At 59.6% G+C, this 16,416-nt stretch carries 10 protein-coding genes; 1 reads left to right on the top strand and 9 read right to left on the bottom strand.

The features are described from left to right. Positions 1-24: 24 nt before the first annotated feature. Positions 25-1,077 (top strand): class I fructose-bisphosphate aldolase, encoded by a 1,053-nt coding sequence (fbaB, locus tag ACOTXR_RS08090; protein ID WP_014170857.1) that lies wholly within the window; start codon positions 25-27, stop codon positions 1,075-1,077. Between the two features lie 53 nt (positions 1,078-1,130). Here fbaB and yegS read toward each other — a convergent pair whose 3' ends face one another. The 9 genes from yegS to yegD form a co-directional block, all read right to left on the bottom strand. After that, the gene (yegS, locus tag ACOTXR_RS08085; RefSeq protein ID WP_023330892.1) at positions 1,131-2,030 is read right to left on the bottom strand and encodes a lipid kinase YegS; all 900 of its coding nucleotides are present in this window, start codon (positions 2,028-2,030) and stop codon (positions 1,131-1,133) included. A gap of 248 nt (positions 2,031-2,278) precedes the next feature. Then, positions 2,279-3,640: a tRNA 5-hydroxyuridine modification protein YegQ gene (gene yegQ / locus ACOTXR_RS08080; protein ID WP_008500866.1), complete on the bottom strand. Its 1,362-nt coding sequence runs from the start codon at positions 3,638-3,640 to the stop codon at positions 2,279-2,281. A 168-nt stretch (positions 3,641-3,808) separates the two neighbouring features. After that, a complete protein-coding gene (baeR, locus tag ACOTXR_RS08075; RefSeq protein WP_058691079.1) occupies positions 3,809-4,531 on the bottom strand; it encodes a two-component system response regulator BaeR in 723 nt (240 codons plus the stop codon). Then, positions 4,528-5,931 (bottom strand): two-component system sensor histidine kinase BaeS, encoded by a 1,404-nt coding sequence (gene baeS, locus ACOTXR_RS08070; RefSeq protein WP_023330891.1) that lies wholly within the window; start codon positions 5,929-5,931, stop codon positions 4,528-4,530. Before baeS ends, baeR begins: the two co-directional genes overlap by 4 nt. Continuing rightward, complete coding sequence (locus tag ACOTXR_RS08065; RefSeq protein ID WP_058691078.1) at positions 5,928-7,343, bottom strand: MFS transporter; 1,416 nt, start codon at positions 7,341-7,343, stop codon at positions 5,928-5,930. The genes baeS and ACOTXR_RS08065 overlap by 4 nt, the downstream gene beginning before the upstream one ends. Beyond that, positions 7,344-10,421, bottom strand: a complete 3,078-nt coding sequence (gene mdtC, locus ACOTXR_RS08060) for a multidrug efflux RND transporter permease subunit MdtC (RefSeq protein ID WP_058691077.1) — start codon at positions 10,419-10,421, stop codon at positions 7,344-7,346. It lies immediately after the preceding gene. After that, positions 10,422-13,544 carry an MdtB/MuxB family multidrug efflux RND transporter permease subunit gene (locus ACOTXR_RS08055; RefSeq protein ID WP_421767015.1) on the bottom strand — a complete coding sequence of 1,041 codons (3,123 nt, stop codon included), beginning with the start codon at positions 13,542-13,544 and terminating at the stop codon, positions 10,422-10,424. Next, a complete protein-coding gene (locus ACOTXR_RS08050; RefSeq protein ID WP_014884517.1) occupies positions 13,544-14,746 on the bottom strand; it encodes an MdtA/MuxA family multidrug efflux RND transporter periplasmic adaptor subunit in 1,203 nt (400 codons plus the stop codon). Before ACOTXR_RS08050 ends, ACOTXR_RS08055 begins: the two co-directional genes overlap by 1 nt. A gap of 207 nt (positions 14,747-14,953) precedes the next feature. After that, positions 14,954-16,306, bottom strand: coding sequence for a molecular chaperone (gene yegD / locus ACOTXR_RS08045; RefSeq protein ID WP_014884516.1), 1,353 nt, complete (start codon positions 16,304-16,306; stop codon positions 14,954-14,956). Between the last annotated feature and the right edge of the window lie 110 nt (positions 16,307-16,416).

Raw genomic sequence — 16,416 nt, 5'->3', positions numbered from 1 at the left:
ATGTCGGATTTACGGGAGTATCACATGACTGATATTGCGCAGTTGCTTGGCAAAGACGCCGACAGCCTTTTACAGCATCGTTGTATGACCATTCCAGCCGACCAGCTTTACCTGCCTGGTCATGACTATGTTGACCGGGTGATGGTGGATAACAACCGTCCGCCAGCGGTTCTGCGAAATATGCAAACGCTCTATAACACCGGACGACTGGGTGGCACCGGCTATCTCTCTATTCTGCCGGTAGACCAGGGCGTTGAACACTCGGCGGGGGCCTCCTTTGCCGCGAATCCGCTCTATTTCGATCCGAAGAACATCGTTGAACTGGCGATAGAAGCGGGCTGTAACTGCGTGGCGTCCACCTACGGCGTGCTGGCCTCCGTCTCGCGTCGCTATGCCCACCGCATTCCGTTCCTCGTGAAGTTGAACCACAACGAAACCCTCAGCTACCCAACCGAATATGACCAGACCCTCTACGCCAGCGTCGAGCAGGCGTTCAATATGGGGGCGGTGGCCGTTGGCGCGACGATTTACTTTGGCTCTGAACAGTCCCGCCGTCAGATTGAAGAGATCTCTGCGGCGTTTGAGCGTGCGCACGAACTGGGCATGGTCACCGTGCTCTGGGCGTACCTGCGTAACTCAGCGTTCAAAAAAGACGGGGTAGATTACCACGTCTCCGCTGACCTGACCGGGCAGGCGAACCATCTGGCCGCGACCATCGGCGCGGATATTGTGAAGCAGAAAATGGCCGAGAATAACGGTGGCTATAAAGCGGTCAACTTCGGCTATACCGACGATCGCGTTTACAGCAAGCTGACCAGCGAAAACCCAATCGACCTCGTGCGCTACCAGCTGGCGAACTGCTATATGGGCCGCGCGGGGCTGATCAACTCCGGTGGGGCAGCAGGGGGCGACACTGACCTGTCAGATGCGGTGCGTACAGCGGTTATCAACAAACGCGCGGGCGGCATGGGGCTGATCCTGGGCCGTAAGGCGTTTAAGAAATCGATGGCCGACGGCGTGAAACTGATCAATGCGGTTCAGGACGTCTATCTGGACAGCAAAGTAACCATTGCCTGACCTGAGGACGAAACGTAGGCCGGGTAAGGCGTAGCCGCCACCCGGCAATACAATCAGCGCAAAAGCACACAGTCCGGCGGCAATCTGCACTGCAGCGCGCCGGGCAATACTTCAATGCGGAACTGCGTCCCGCTCAGCGGTTCGCCGTCGAGATTAAAGGTCATCCCGTGCGGGGCATTCACCTCAAACCATGCCGATTTCCCGGCAATAATATTCGGGCTCTCTTCGGGCTGCGTCAGCGTGGTAAACAGCGCGGGCAGCAGGCCGTCACCTGTGAAAATACGTAGCTGGAGCTGACCGTCATTGATCAGCGCCTCCGGGCAGAGCTGCTGTCCGCCGCCTGCCTGACGGCCATTGCCAATCCCAATCACCAGCGCATCTCCCTGCCAGTGAAAATCCTCGCCATGAATTTCGCAGCGGTCTGGCTTAAGGGTATCCATGCGCATCAGACCGTGGATCAGATAAGACACGCCGCCCAACGCCGCCTTCAGCTTTTCCGGCGTTTCGCTGGTGATGCGCGTGCCAAATCCGCCCGTCGCCATATTAATAAAGCAGGTTTTGTCATTCACCTGGGCAATATCTACCGCGGTGGCTTTGCCAAGGATGGCCAGCTGGAGTGCTTTCTCTAAATCTTCCGGGATCCCGGCGCTGGTGGCGAAATCATTGGCGGTGCCGAGCGGTAAGATGCCCATCACCGGGCGGTCAGCCGGGGGAAGGTCGATAAGCGCAGAGGCGATCTCATTGATGGTGCCATCGCCGCCGCCGGAAATAATAGTGCTGACGCCTAACGTTAAGCCTTCATGAATATAGCGTGCCGCGTCGCCCTTTTCCCAGGTTACCCGCACGTGGATACGTGCGCCATCGTCACGCAACCCCTGAATTGCCTGACGCAACAGATCGTTGCCTGCACTTTTGCCATTGAGAATCAATAAACTGTCTGGATAGGTTGCCATCCGCGCTGCTCCCTTTTTTAGCGTTAGTAAGAGTGTATAGCAGAGCGGCAAAAAGCGGGTAAGAACAGGATGAAAGGCAAAAAATAAGCCCGCGTAAGGGAGATTACGCAGGCTAAGGAGGTGGTTCCTGGTACAGCTAGCATTTATGGGTTATGTTTTTCAGCGGGGGGATAATACCCGTATTGAACGAAGCGGTATGTGATCCGATTCTAAGAATTATCCCACCGTGAAAAAATTCCCCTGATTAACTATTTACCGTGTGGGTTTCGGGTGCTTTCACCGTTGAAATTACGCATCAGTAGCGCGAATTTCAGCTCCACCTCTTCCGGAACCGGCAGCCAGACGGTATGACCGTCACCCGGGGCAACCTCAATCGCTTCGCCTTTACCGTTTTCCAGATGCTCCAGCGTGAAGTTCATATTGCCCTGCGGGGTCATCAGCTCCAGGCTGTCGCCTTTAGTGAACTTATTTTTCACCGCCACGGCCGCCAGTGCGCCCTTACGCTCGCCGGTGAAGTCACCGACAAACTGCTGGCGCTCGGAAACGGAGTAGCCGTGCTCATAGTTCTGGTAGTCATCGTGAGTGTGACGACGCAGGAAGCCTTCGGTATAGCCGCGGTGCGCCAGACCCTCTAGGGTTTCCAGCAGGCTGGTATCGAACGGTTTACCGGCTGCCGCATCGTCGATGGCTTTGCGGTAGACCTGCGCGGTACGCGCGCAGTAGTAGTAGGATTTGGTGCGGCCTTCGATCTTCAGGGAGTGCACACCCATCTGGGTCAGGCGCTCAACGTGGGCGATAGCGCGCAGATCTTTCGAGTTCATGATGTAGGTGCCGTGTTCGTCTTCAAAGGCGGTCATGTACTCGCCCGGACGTTTGGCTTCTTCAATCATAAACACGCTGTCGGTTGGTGCGCCGATGCCCAGCGTCGGCTCAACGTTGGTCACCGGGATCGGCTCATGTTTGTGGACGATGTTGCCGATGTCGTCCTCTTTGCCTTCCTGGACGTTGTATTCCCAGCGGCAGGCGTTGGTGCAGGTACCCTGGTTCGGGTCGCGCTTGTTGATATAGCCGGAAAGCAGGCAGCGGCCGGAGTAGGCCATGCACAGCGCGCCGTGAACGAAGATTTCGATTTCCATATCCGGCACCTGAGTGCGGATCTCTTCGATCTCTTCAAGGGACAATTCGCGAGACAGGATAACGCGGGTCAGCCCCATCTGCTTCCAGAACTTCACCGTCGCCCAGTTGACGGCGTTAGCCTGTACCGATAGGTGAATATCCATCTCCGGGAAGTTCTCCCGAACCAGCATGATTAAACCCGGGTCCGACATGATCAGCGCGTCCGGCCCCATATCCACCACCGGCTTCAGGTCACGGATGAACGTCTTCAGCTTGGCGTTGTGCGGCGCGATGTTGACCACCACGTAGAATTTTTTGCCAAGGGCGTGCGCTTCGTTGATGCCGAGCTGCAGGTTCTCGTGGTTGAATTCGTTGTTACGCACGCGCAGCGAGTAGCGAGGCTGGCCCGCGTAAACGGCGTCGGCACCATAGGCGAAAGCGTAACGCATATTTTGCAGCGTTCCCGCCGGGGAAAGGAGTTCCGGTTTAAACATGTTTGTTCTCGTTCTGATGACAGGTCAGATCCGCATGCACCAGGTGCAGCGGTAAGGGGAGATCCCCCACTTTAAGGGCGGGCATTGTAGCGCTGAGGGGCAGGGAGGTAAAGTGATTGTGCCGGGTGGCGGCTTCGCCTTACCCGGCTTACGTTGACCCGCGGCTGACTAGACTATCCTGCACGCATCCGCTTCCCAGCGGTACCCCACGCCGTACACCGCGCGGATAAACGACTGCTCGGCGTCCAGCGCCTCCAGCTTGCGGCGCAGGTTTTTGATGTGGCTGTCGATGGTGCGGTCAGTCACCACGCGGTAATCATCGTACAGATGGTTCAGCAACTGTTCTCGGGAAAATACCTTCCCGGGCTCATGAGAGAGCGTTTTCAGCAGGCGGAATTCGGCAGGCGTCAGGTCCAGCAGCTTACTGCGCCAGCTTGCCTGGAAACGGCTTTCGTCGACAATCAGCGGGCTTTGTGCATCCAGCACCTGCAGTTCGCGCTGCGGTTTGCAGCGGCGCAGAATGGTTTTCACCCGGGCCACAACTTCACGCGGGCTGTAGGGTTTACAGATGTAATCGTCCGCGCCGATTTCGAGCCCCAGCAGGCGGTCAATCTCTTCAATTTTGGCGGTGACCATGACGATCGGCACGTCGGAGAAGCGACGAATTTCCCGGCACAGGGTCAGGCCATCGGTACCCGGTAGCATCAGGTCCAGCAGGATCAGGTCCGGCGGCGTCTGGCGCACGTACGCCAATACCTGGTCGCCGTGGCTTATCAGTGACGGGGCATAGCTGGCCGCGCGTAAATAGTCGATCAGCAGTTGCCCCAGCTTGGGTTCGTCTTCGACAATCAAAATACGTGTCGTGTTTTCGTCAATCGGTAACTCGGTCATGCTTCTCTCGATAAATCCCGTTCCAGAGGTAACTCTACTGTAATGCTAACCCCGCCAAAAGGCGAATGGGCGGCGCGGATCGTCCCATTATGCGCCTCGACGATGTTAACGCAAATCGCCAGCCCCAGGCCGGATCCGCCGCTGGCACGGTTGCGGGAGCCTTCGGTCCGGTAAAAACGTTCGAACAGCTTGTCCAGCTGTGCATCCTGCACCCCTGGAGCGGAATCGGCGAAGGTGAGGGCAAAGCGCCCGTTTTCCTGTCTGCCGGAGATATGCAGCCCGCCGCCGCTGTCGGTATAGCGCAGGCTGTTTTCCAGCAGATTATTGAAGAGCTGCATCAGACGGTCTTTGTCGCCAAACACCACCGCGCTGTCCGGCAGGGAGAGATCGATCTTCAGGTTGCGGCTGGCAAACCGTTCCCGGAAGGCGCCGCTGGCAACTTCAAGCACGTTAATCACATCAACCGGCGCCTTCTGGTAGGCCAGTGCACCTTCGTCGGACATAGAGAGCTGATGGAGGTCATCCACCAGTTTGGTGAGTGTGCCCACTTCCGCCTGCAGAGAGGCCACCGATTCAGGCGTAAACTGACGTACGCCGTCCTGAATGGCTTCCAGCTCGCCGCGCAGGACCGCCAGCGGCGTACGCAGTTCGTGAGAAATATCGGCCATAAAGTCGCGTCGCATCTGCTGGTTTTTCTCCAGCGTGCTGGCGAGCTGGTTAAAGTCCTGCGCCAGCCGGCCGAGTTCGTCCTGGCTACGGGTATCGACGCGGGTGGTGAAATCCCCGGCGGCCAGCTTGTGCGTCCCTTCCACCAGCCGCTTTACCGGGGCGAGCAGACCGCGCGCCAGCGGGAAGGTGGCGAGCGCGGCGAGCAGGGTGGAGAGGGCGACAATCAGCCAGCTTGTCCGGCGCTGCTGGCGGTCAAAGTTGATGTCGGTATTGCGCGTCAGGCGCTCCACCGGGGAGGCGATAACCCAGCCGACGGTGGCGTTATTGACCTTAATCGCCCGCCGGGTACCGTCCGGCGGAATCGGCGCGCGCGGGCCAACCAGCGTGCGCATCTCCTGGTCAATGACCCAAAACTGGGTGCGCCAGCCGTGCGGCGGCATGCCCGGGCCGGGACGATCGTCCCCGGTATCGTGCTCCAGCGAGCGCAGGATCTGGAAAATAAATCGGTCATTGTTGCGCAGAAAACGCCAGTTGCCGTGCTGGGCGTACTGCTCGCCCAGCGCATCGCTTAAGCCCTGCAGACGCTGCTCGTTGCCGTGCTTAATGTAATCAATAAAACCCCGCTCAAAGCTGACCCGCACGGCCCAGTGCATGGTGATCAGCAGGACGATACAGGTGGCGAAGATCGCCACAAAGAGCTTGCCGGTGATCCCCGGTCGCCAGAATTTCATGAGCCACTCCTTTTGCCGCGCCTAATCACGACGTTCTTGCTGGTATCATCCGGCACTCTGGCGAAGATGAATGCGGGCAGGGCGATGATGACCGCCATGCTGAGATACGTATATATAAAGATCTGATGCGCCACCGGCGTATCGACGCTGAGATGGTGCTGGCCGTACATGCCGAGCAGCAGTCCGGCGATCGTCACCCCCACGCTCATGGAGAGCTGCATGATCATCGACAGCAGGCTGTTGCCGCTGCTCGCCAGTTCGTCCGGCAGATCTTTCAGCGTCAGGGTATTCATCGACGAGAAACGCATGGAGTTGATGATCCCCTGGCAGAACAGGACCAGCGGCAGAACGTAGAACCAGCCCATTAACGCCACGGCCATGAACAGCAGGCTCACCAGCGCCAGCCCCAGCGTGGTGGCCACCAGCACGTGACGATAGCCAAAACGGTTCACCACCTGCACTACGATGCGCTTCATGCCCATGCTGCCGAGCACCATCGGGATCATCATCAGGCCCGCGTGAAACGGTGAAAATCCCATCCCGATTTGCAGAAAAACGGGGGTCATGAACGGCAACATGCCGCTGCCAATACGTCCGGCAAAACTTCCCAGCAGTCCCAGACGGTAGGTCGGGTTTTTAAACAAATTCAGGCTGAACAAGGCCCGATCGTTTCCTCTGGCATGCCACAGGTACCACAGAATCGCGGTGATGCCGAGGGCGACCAGAACACCGAGCATGAGGGAAGAGATCCCCAGCCCCTTTTGTCCGTCGAGCGCCAGAGTGAGCGTGGCCATGCCCGCTGCCAGCAGAATGAAACCGAAGAAATCGAAGCGACGCGTCTGCATTGTGTAGTTCGGCATCAGCGCCAGGGTGGCAATCGCGCCGATGATGCCCACCGGCAGGTTGATTAAGAAAATCCAGTGCCACGAGGCGTACTCCACCAGCATCCCGCCCAGCGCCGGGCCCAGCAGCGGCCCCACCTGGCCGGGCAGGGTGACAAAGGTCATCGCCGCCATGTACTGCTCGCGCGGGACAATCTTCATCACCGTTAACCGCCCGACGGGCACCATCATCGCCCCGCCAACGCCCTGCAGCACGCGCGCCATGACCAGCTGGTCGAGGGTACTGGCCTGAGCGCAAAACAGCGAGCCGGTGGTGAACAGCACGATGGCGGTAAAGAAGATATTTCGCACGCCCACTTTGTCCGCCAGCCAGCCGCTGGCAGGCAGCATGACGGCAACCGTCAGCACGTAGGCGACAATCACCATATGCATATGCAGCGGGCTCTCCCCCAGGCTTTTCGCCATGGAGGGGAGGGCGGTGTTGACGATGGTCGTGTCCAGCGACTGCATAAAGAAGCCGAAGGCGACTATCCATAACTGCCAGCGAACGTTAGCGGGGAGGTCGGTCATTTACTCGGTCACCGTGGATCTGTTTTTACGCGAAAAACGCAGCCGCAGGCGGTCGAAGAACAGATAGACCACCGGCGTGGTGTACAGCGTCAACAGCTGGCTCATCACCAGGCCGCCGACAATGGTGATCCCCAGCGGCTGGCGCAGTTCAGACCCGTCGCCGCCCGAGACAACCAGCGGCAACGCACCAAACAGTGCCGCCAGGGTGGTCATCATGATCGGACGAAAACGCAGCAGGCACGCCTGGAAGATCGCCTCTTCCGGGGAGAGATTGCCATTACGCTGGGCGTCCAGCGCGAAGTCGACCATCATAATCGCGTTTTTCTTCACGATACCGATCAATAGCATGATCCCGATGAGCGCGATAAGGCTGAATGGCGCACCAAACAGCTCAAGCGCCAGCAGTGCCCCCACGCCCGCGGAGGGTAGCGTCGAGAGAATAGTCAGCGGGTGAACGTAGCTCTCATACAGGATACCCAGCACAATGTAGACCGTGGCGATGGCGGCCAGAATCAAAATCACCTGCGAGTTCATCGTCTCCTGGAACACCTGCGCGGTGCCGGCAAAACTGCCGCGCACGGTGGACGGCACGCCGAGCTGCGTCATCGCACGGTTGATCGCATCGCTGGCTTCGGAAAGCGACGAACCGGCGGGCAGGTTGAATGAGATGGTCGACGCCGCTGACAGCCCCTGGTGGTTTACCGACAGCGGCGCGTTGGCTGGCTGCCAGCTGGCAAAGTAGGAGAGCGGTATCGCTTTGCCATCGTTGTTAATCACAAACATTTTTTCCAGAGCGCTGATGTCCTGGGTATAACGCGGATCCACCTCCATCACCACCTTGTACTGGTTCATCGGCTGGTAGATGGTCGAGATCTCGCGCTGGCCGAAGGCGTTGTTTAGCAGGCTGTTGGCGGCCTCAACGTTGATGCCCAGCCGCGACATGGTTTCGCGGTCGTAGGTCAGGGCCATCTCGGCGCCGTTGTCCTGCTGATCGGAGTTCACGTCCGCCAGCTCTGGAAGGGCGGCCAGCGCCTTGCGGATCTTCGGTTCCCACTCGCGCAGGGCGGCCAAATCATCCGAGAGCAGCGTGTACTGATAGCTGGCGTTAGCCTGACGCCCGCCGACGCGGATATCCTGAACGGCCATCAAAAACAGGTTGGCACCCGGCTCTTTGGCGAGCTTGACCCGCAGGCGGTCGATCACCTGCTGGGCGGTTTCATTGCGCTCGCTGCGCGGTTTGAGGGTGATAAACATCATCCCGCTGTTGACGCGCGATCCGCCGGTAAAGCCGGTGACGTTATCCACGGCGTTGTCTTCACGAATGATCTTCATAAAGTCCTGCAGCTTGCCGCGCATCGCCTGGAACGAAATGCTCTGGTCCGCCTGAATGCCGCCCATCAGCACGCCGGTATCTTGCTCCGGGAAGAAGGTTTTCGGGATGGTGATATACATCCAGACGTTGAGCACAATGGTGCCGATGAGCACCAGGCCGACAAGCCGGGTATGGTTGAGCACCCACTTCAGCGATTTGCCATAGCCTTCCTGCATCGCCATCAGGAAACGGCCAAAGCCTTTGCGACGCGGCTGGGAGTGCGGCTTGCTGCGCTTGAGCATCCATCCGCACATCATCGGCGTGAGCGTCAGCGAAATCAGCAGCGAGATGCCGATGGCGACCGAAAGCGTGACGGCAAACTCCCGCAACAGCCGACCCGGCAGGCCGCCCATCAGCAGCAGCGGCAGGAACACCGCCACCAGGGACAGGCTCATGGAGAGCACCGTAAAGCCCACCTCGCGCGTCCCCTGCAGCGCGGCCTGAAGCGGCTTCACGCCCGCTTCCAGATGGCGGGAAATGTTCTCCAGCACCACGATAGCGTCATCCACCACAAAACCCGTCGCAATGGTCAGGGCCATCAGCGACAGGTTATTGAGGCTAAACCCGCACAGGTACATGGCGGCAAAGGTGCCAATAAGCGACACCGGCACGGCCACCGCCGGGATCAGCGTCGCCCGACCGGAGCGCAGGAACAGGAATACCACCAGGATCACCAGCGCGACGGAGATCACCAGCGTCTGCTCCACCTCCTCAAGCGAGGCGCGAATGGTCGGGGAACGATCCTGGGCAATTTGCAGATCGATCGCGGCCGGGATAGTCTCCTGCAGCTCCGGGAGGCGGGCGCGAATGCTGTTCACCGTCTCAATAATGTTCGCTTCCGGCAGCTTGCGAATCATCAGCAGGATAGCCGGTTTGGCGTTGGTCATTCCGGCGTTGCGCACGTCCTGCACGGAGTCCGTCACGCTGGCGACATCGCTTAAGCGTACCGCCGCGCCGTTGTTGTAGTGAATAATCAACGTCTGATATTCAGCTGCAGTTTTCAGCTCGTCGTTGGTGTGGATCTGCCAGCGGTGGCTGCTGTCCTCAACCGCCCCTTGCGGTTTGCGCACGTTGGCGTTGCTGATGGCGGATCGCACATCGTCCAGCGACACGCCCTGATTGAACAGCGCCTGCGGGTTTAATCCCACGCGCACGGCGGGCAGGGAGCTCCCGCCGACGCTCACGTCACCGACGCCGTTAATCTGCGAGATCGTCTGCGCCAGCTGGGTGGACGCAAAGTCGTACAGCTGCCCCTGAGAGTAGGTATCGGAGGTCAGCGTCAGGATCATGATCGGCGCATCAGACGGGTTGGCCTTGCGGTAGGTCGGGCGGCTCGGCATCCCGCTCGGCAGCAGGCTTTGCGCGGCGTTGATGGCGGCCTGCACGTCGCGCGCTGCGCCGTTAATATCCCGGTCGAAGCTGAACTCCAGAATGATGCGCGTACTGCCGAGCGAACTGCTGGAGGTCATCTCGTTGACCCCGGCAATCCGCCCGAGCGAGCGCTCCAGCGGCGTGGCGACGGATGACGCCATGGTTTCCGGTGAGGCACCCGGCAGCGAGGCGCTGACCATGATCACCGGGAAATCTACCTGCGGCAGGGGGGCCACCGGAAGTAGCCGGAAACCGAGCACGCCGCAGAGGGTGATGGCGAGCGAGATTAATATCGTCGCCACCGGGCGATAAATGAAGAGGGCGAAAAACTTCACTTACGCCTCCTCTTCACGTTTCGGGAAGCGGCTTTTCGTCCACAGCGCCAGACGGTCAAACAGCAGATAAATCACCGGTGTGGTGAACAGGGTCAATACCTGGCTCACCAGCAGACCGCCGACCATGCCTATTCCCAGCGGGCGGCGCAGCTCCGCGCCGACACCGGTGCTGAGCATCAGCGGCAGTGCGCCAAGCAGGGCCGCCAGCGTGGTCATCAGGATCGGACGAAAACGCAGCAGACAAGCCTGGAAGATGGCCTCACGCGGCGACATGCCCTGCTCACGTTCGGCGGCCAGCGCAAAGTCGATCATCATGATGGCGTTTTTCTTCACGATCCCAATTAACAGGATGATGCCGATAATGGCAATCACGTCCAGCTCGCTTCCCGCCAGCATTAATGCCAGCAGCGCCCCCACGCCTGCCGTCGGCAGGGTAGAGAGGATGGTGATCGGGTGGATAAAACTTTCGTACAGCACGCCGAGCACGATGTACATTGCCACGACGGCGGCGACAATCAGCCAGATGGTGTTGCCCAGTGCGGCCTGGAACGCCAGCGTGCTGCCCTGGAACTGGGTCTGAATATCGGACGGGAAGCTGAGCGCTTTTTCAGCCGCCTGGATCGCCTCCACCGCTTCGCCGAGCGAATAATTGTCCGACACGTTGAAGGAAATCGTGGTAGACGGGAACTGATCCAGGTGGTTAATCGACAGCGGGGTATAGCGCTCTTCCACCGTGGCGATAGCGCTTAACGGCACAATCCCCCCGTCTTTGCTGGTCAGGCGCACCGAATCCAGCCCGGCCAGACCGGGTGTATTTTCCGTGTTGTGCTCCAGTACCACGCGGTATTGATTCGCCTGGGTGTAGATGGTGGAGATCAGTCGCTGCCCAAACGCGTTATACAGGGCGTTATCCACGTCCGCCATGGTAATGCCGAGACGGCTTGCCGTGTCGCGGTTGACGTTCACATAGGCGGCCAGCCCTTTGTCCTGCCAGTCGCTGCTTACATCGTTAAGTTGCGGCAGCGTTTTTAGCTTATCGACCAGCTGCGGCACCCAGGTGCTGAGAGCATCCAGCGTGGTGGCCTGCAGCGTAAACTGGTACTGCGTGCGGCTGACCTGGGTATCAATGGTCAAATCCTGTATCGGTTGCAGATAAAGCTCCACGCCCGGGACGCGAGCGACGGCGCTTTGCAGCCGTTCAATAACGGCATTGACGCGATCGTCACGCTCATCCAGCGGTTTGAGGTTGATCTGCAGACGGGCGCTGTTCAGCGACGGGTTGGTGCCGTCGACGCCAACGTAGGACGTCAGGCTCTCTACCGCCGGGTCTTTCATGATGATTTCCGACACCTGCTGCTGACGCTGCGCCATATTGGCGAAGGAGACCGACTGCGGCGCCTGCAGGGTTCCCTGAATAATGCCGTTGTCCTGAATCGGGAAGAAGCCTTTCGGGATAAAAATCCACAGCATTACGCTGAGCGCCAGCGTGCCAAGCGCCACGCCGAGCGTGGCCCATGGATGGTTCAGCACTTTGGCCAGCACGCGACCATACGCCGCAATGATCCGTTCGAACATCCGCTCGGAGGCGCGCGAGAAGCGGTTTTGCTTGCGCAGGGACGCGTGGCTCAGCATGCGGGCGCACATCATCGGCGTCAGGGTCAATGACACCACGGCGGAGATCAAAATGGCCACCGCCAGCGTGACGGCAAATTCGCGGAACAGTCGCCCGACGATATCGCCCATAAACAGCAGCGGGATCAGCACGGCAATCAGCGAGAAGGTCAGCGAGATAATGGTAAAGCCGATCTCACCCGCCCCTTTCAGCGCCGCCGCCAGCGGTTTTTCGCCTTTCTCGATATAGCGCGAGATGTTCTCGATAACCACGATGGCGTCGTCCACCACGAAGCCGGTGGCGATGGTGAGCGCCATTAGCGTCAGGTTGTTGATTGAAAAATCGAGGAACACCATCACCGCAAACGTGCCAACCAGCGAGAGCGGCACGGCGACGGCGGGAATAATGGTTGCCGGGACGTTGCGCAGGAACAGGTAGATAATCATCACGACCAGGGCAATCGCCAGCATCAGTTCGAACTGAGTATCGGTGACCGACGCGCGAATGTTCGTGGCGCGGTCGGAAAGCACCTTCACGCTGACCGACTTCGGCAGGCTTTCGATCAGCTGCGGCAGCATGGTGCGAATGCTGTCGGCGGTTTCGATGATGTTGGCGCCCGGCTGGCGCTGGACGTTCATTACGATCGCCTGCTGCTTGTTCGCCCATGCGCCAAGCCAGCTATTCTCCGCCCCTTGCTCCACCGTCGCCACATCGCCCAGACGCACCGGGGCGCCGTTCTGGTAAGCAATAATCAGCTGACGGTATTCATCCGCGGACTGCATCTGATCGTTGGCAGAGAGCGTGACGGCGCGGGTTGGGCCGTCCAGCGAGCCTTTTGCCGAATTAACGTTGGCGCTGCTGATGGCGGTGCGGATGGTTTCACTGGTCAGCCCCAGTGCGGCAATCGCCTGCGCATTAAGCTTAACGCGCACCGCCGGGCGCTGCCCGCCCGCCAGCGTGACGAGACCGACGCCTGAGACCTGAGAAATCTTTTGCGCCACGCGGGTCTCGACCATGTCTTCCACCTGCGTCATTGGCATGGCGGAGGAGGTGACGGCAAGCGTCATGATCGGCGGATCCGCCGGGTTTACTTTGCTGTAGACCGGCGGGTTAGGCAGGTCCGACGGCAGCAGGTTGGTGGCCGCATTGATGGCGGCCTGAACTTCCTGCTCGGCGACATCCAGCGACAGCGTCAGCTGGAACTGTAGCGTCACGACAGAGGCCCCGCCGGAGCTTTGGGAGGACATCTGCTTCAGGCCCGACATCTGCCCAAACTGGCGCTCCAGCGGGGCGGTAATGGCGGACGTCACCACGTCAGGGCTGGCGCCGGGATAAAGCGTCACCACCTGAATGGTGGGGTAATCCACTTCCGGCAGCGCCGAGACGGGCAGGAAGCGGTAGCCGATAATCCCGGCCAGCAGGATCGCCACCATCAGCAGCGTGGTGGCGACAGGACGGAGGATAAACAGGCGTGACGGCCCACCTGTAGCGACGGGAGGCATAACCTGCATCAGGAGGCCGCTCCCTGTTTCGCAGGTTCAACCACTTCCACTTTCGCCCCTTCGGTCAGACGGTCGATACCGTCGGTGACCACGCGGTCGCCAGCGGAAAGCCCGGCGCTGATTACCACCGTCTGACTGTCCTGAATCCCGGTTTTCACCAGATGCTTACTGACTTTGTTTTCACTGTTCAGTACCCAGACAAAGTTGCCTTCGTTACCCATCTGCAGCGCGGCGGTGGGGATCACCACCGCGTTCTCTTCGGTCGCGACCAGCATTCGCGCATTGACGAACTGGTTCGGGAAGAGGGCATCGTCCTGGTTGTTAAAGCGGGCCTTCAGCTTAATGGTACCGGTCGTGGTGTCGATCTGGTTATCCAGGCTGAGCAGGCTACCTTCGCTGAGCTTCTGTTTATTGGTGCGGTCCCAGGCTTCCACCACCAGGCCTTTCCCGGCTTTTTGCGCCTGAATGACCGTCGCAATGTCGCTTTCCGGCAGGGTAAAGACTAAATCAATCGGGTGAGTCTGGGTGATCACCACGATGCCCGTGGTATCTCCGCTGGAGATTTGGTTGCCGATATCGACCTGCTTCAGACCAACCCGCCCGTCAATCGGTGCGGTGATGCGGCTCCAGTCGAGCTGTAACTGGGCGCTGGCCACGGCGGCTTCGTCGGCTTTGATGGTGCCCTGCGTTTCGCTGACCAGCGACTGCTGTGTGTCCAGCTCCTGGCGGGAGACCAGATTGGTTTTTACCAGCTGCTGATAGCGCGCTAAATCACGCCGGGCGTTGGCAAGGGTGGCTTTGTCTTTCGCGAGCTGTCCCTGCGCCTGGGCGAGGGCCACCTTAAACTGGCTTGGGTCGATCTCCGCCAGTAAGTCACCGGCCTTAACCTGCTGACCTTCCTGGAAGTGGATCGCAATGAGCTGACCATCGACGCGGCTACGCACCGTGGCGGTGTTAGCGGCGGTAATGGTTCCGAGCCCCGTCAGATAACGCGGAACGGCTTTACTCACCGCCGTAGCTGCCTGAACCGGCGCCAGCGCACCGCCTCGCATACCGTGACGGCCGCCACCTGCCGGGCGCTGTGATGCGCTGTTGGCACCGGCGGGGGCGCCAGAGTTTGCGGATTGGCTGTGCCAGTACCAGGCGGCGGCAAGTGCCACCACAATGATGCCAGCGGCGATTGCCCAGCGGGATTTATTACGGCCTTTCATCGTTATACGTTCTCATCCTGAATACTTCGGGGAATGATACTAGTTTAGTCAGGCAACACAGCGGAAAGATGGAGGAAATATGGAAGACTGTCTGGAATTGTCTGAGTGTGGTGCTTTTTTTCGCCGGGTGGCGCTTCGCTTACCCGGCCTACGGTGCGAGGGTTTTGTGGGCCGGGTAAGGCGAAGCCGCCACCCGGCACAGCGGCACTAGCTAAACATCACCTGCGCCCAGCGCGCCAGCCCCGCGGTAACGGAACCAAAGTCATCTCCACCGGCAATAGGAATACCCGGCAGCTGTTCCGCCAGCGCTTTTTTGATCAGCGGTGAACGGGCGCTTCCGCCGGTGAGGTAGATGACGTCCGGCTTCTCTTTGCCGTTCTCCAGCGCGAGTTGCACCTGTTCCAGTATGCGCTGTAGCGGCTGCGCGAGCGCGGTCTCCAGCCCCTCCTGTGAAATCGCCGTGGCCAGATCGTCGCTGATAAATGGCAAGGACACCGCATGTTCAGCGCGGTTTGAAAGGGCAATTTTGCTCTCTTCGGCGGTGCGTACCACGCGGTAGCTCAGGCGCTGACGCCACACTTTATACAGCAGGGCGACTTTATCGGCGTCCTGCGCATCACGCATCAGGTCATTCAGGAAGCGGCCGTTGGCGGTACTGTAAAAATCACTCTGCGCCGGGACGTCGTTGATGGCAATCGCGTTCCACCACGGCAGGATCGGCAGGGCGATGCCTTTTTCCGTTTGCCCGCCCATGCCGAGCAGCGGCATCAGGCTCTTGAATGCCAGGGCGATATCCAGATCGTTACCGCCCACGCGGCAGCCGCTGTGCCCCAGCAGGCTATTTTCACGGTCGCGGCGGTGATGCCACTGCGGCCCCATCAGCAGCAGCGAGCAGTCCGTTGTACCCCCGCCGATATCCACGACCAGCACCCGTTTTTCTTCCGTCAACGTGGCCTCAAAGTCCAGCCCCGCCGCAACCGGCTCATACTGGAACACCACGTCGCGAAAGCCTGCCCGGTGCGCCGCGCGCTCAAGGATCCCCTGCGCCTGCTGGTTGGCCTCATCGCCGCCCAGCCCCTGGAAGTTGATCGGGCGGCCAATCACGGCCTGGGTAATCGTCTCGGGGACCTGCGTCTGCGCCTGATGACGGATATGCAGCATCATGGCGCATACCAGGTCTTCAAACACCGCCACCTGCTGCGGCTTGAGGCCGCTGGCCCCGAGGAAAGATTTTGGCGATTTAACAAAGTAGACCTCTTCCGGGTCTTCAATGTAATGCCCGAGTGAAGAGAGGCCGAACTGCACGCTGGAAGGCGTAACGTCGATATCTTCCTCGCGGTTAAAGCTGACCGCCCGGCGCAGCAGCGCCTGGGTTTCTGCCGCAGTCGCCGGAACCTGATGGTGGCGGAACAGCCACTCGCTCACCGCTTCACGCGTCGGCGCGCAGAGCATTGACGGCAGCAGCGTGCTCTCTTTTTCCATTTTCAGGAGCTGTGGTTGCCCGTTTTGCATAATTGCAACCGAGCAGTTTGCCGTACCGTAGTCGAATCCGATAAACACAATAAATCCCCATGCCAGTGAGAAGGGGCGAGACTTTAGCGGAATGCCTGTCCGGCGACAACAGGAATATGAAAGCAAGGCGTAACACGCTTTTTCAGTTTATCCTGAGG

The organism is Enterobacter cloacae complex sp. IR53030 (genome assembly GCF_049238365.1).
Classification (GTDB): domain Bacteria; phylum Pseudomonadota; class Gammaproteobacteria; order Enterobacterales; family Enterobacteriaceae; genus Enterobacter; species Enterobacter kobei.
Note: the sequence above shows the minus strand (reverse complement) of the source record. Positions and strands in the feature narration are given on the sequence as shown.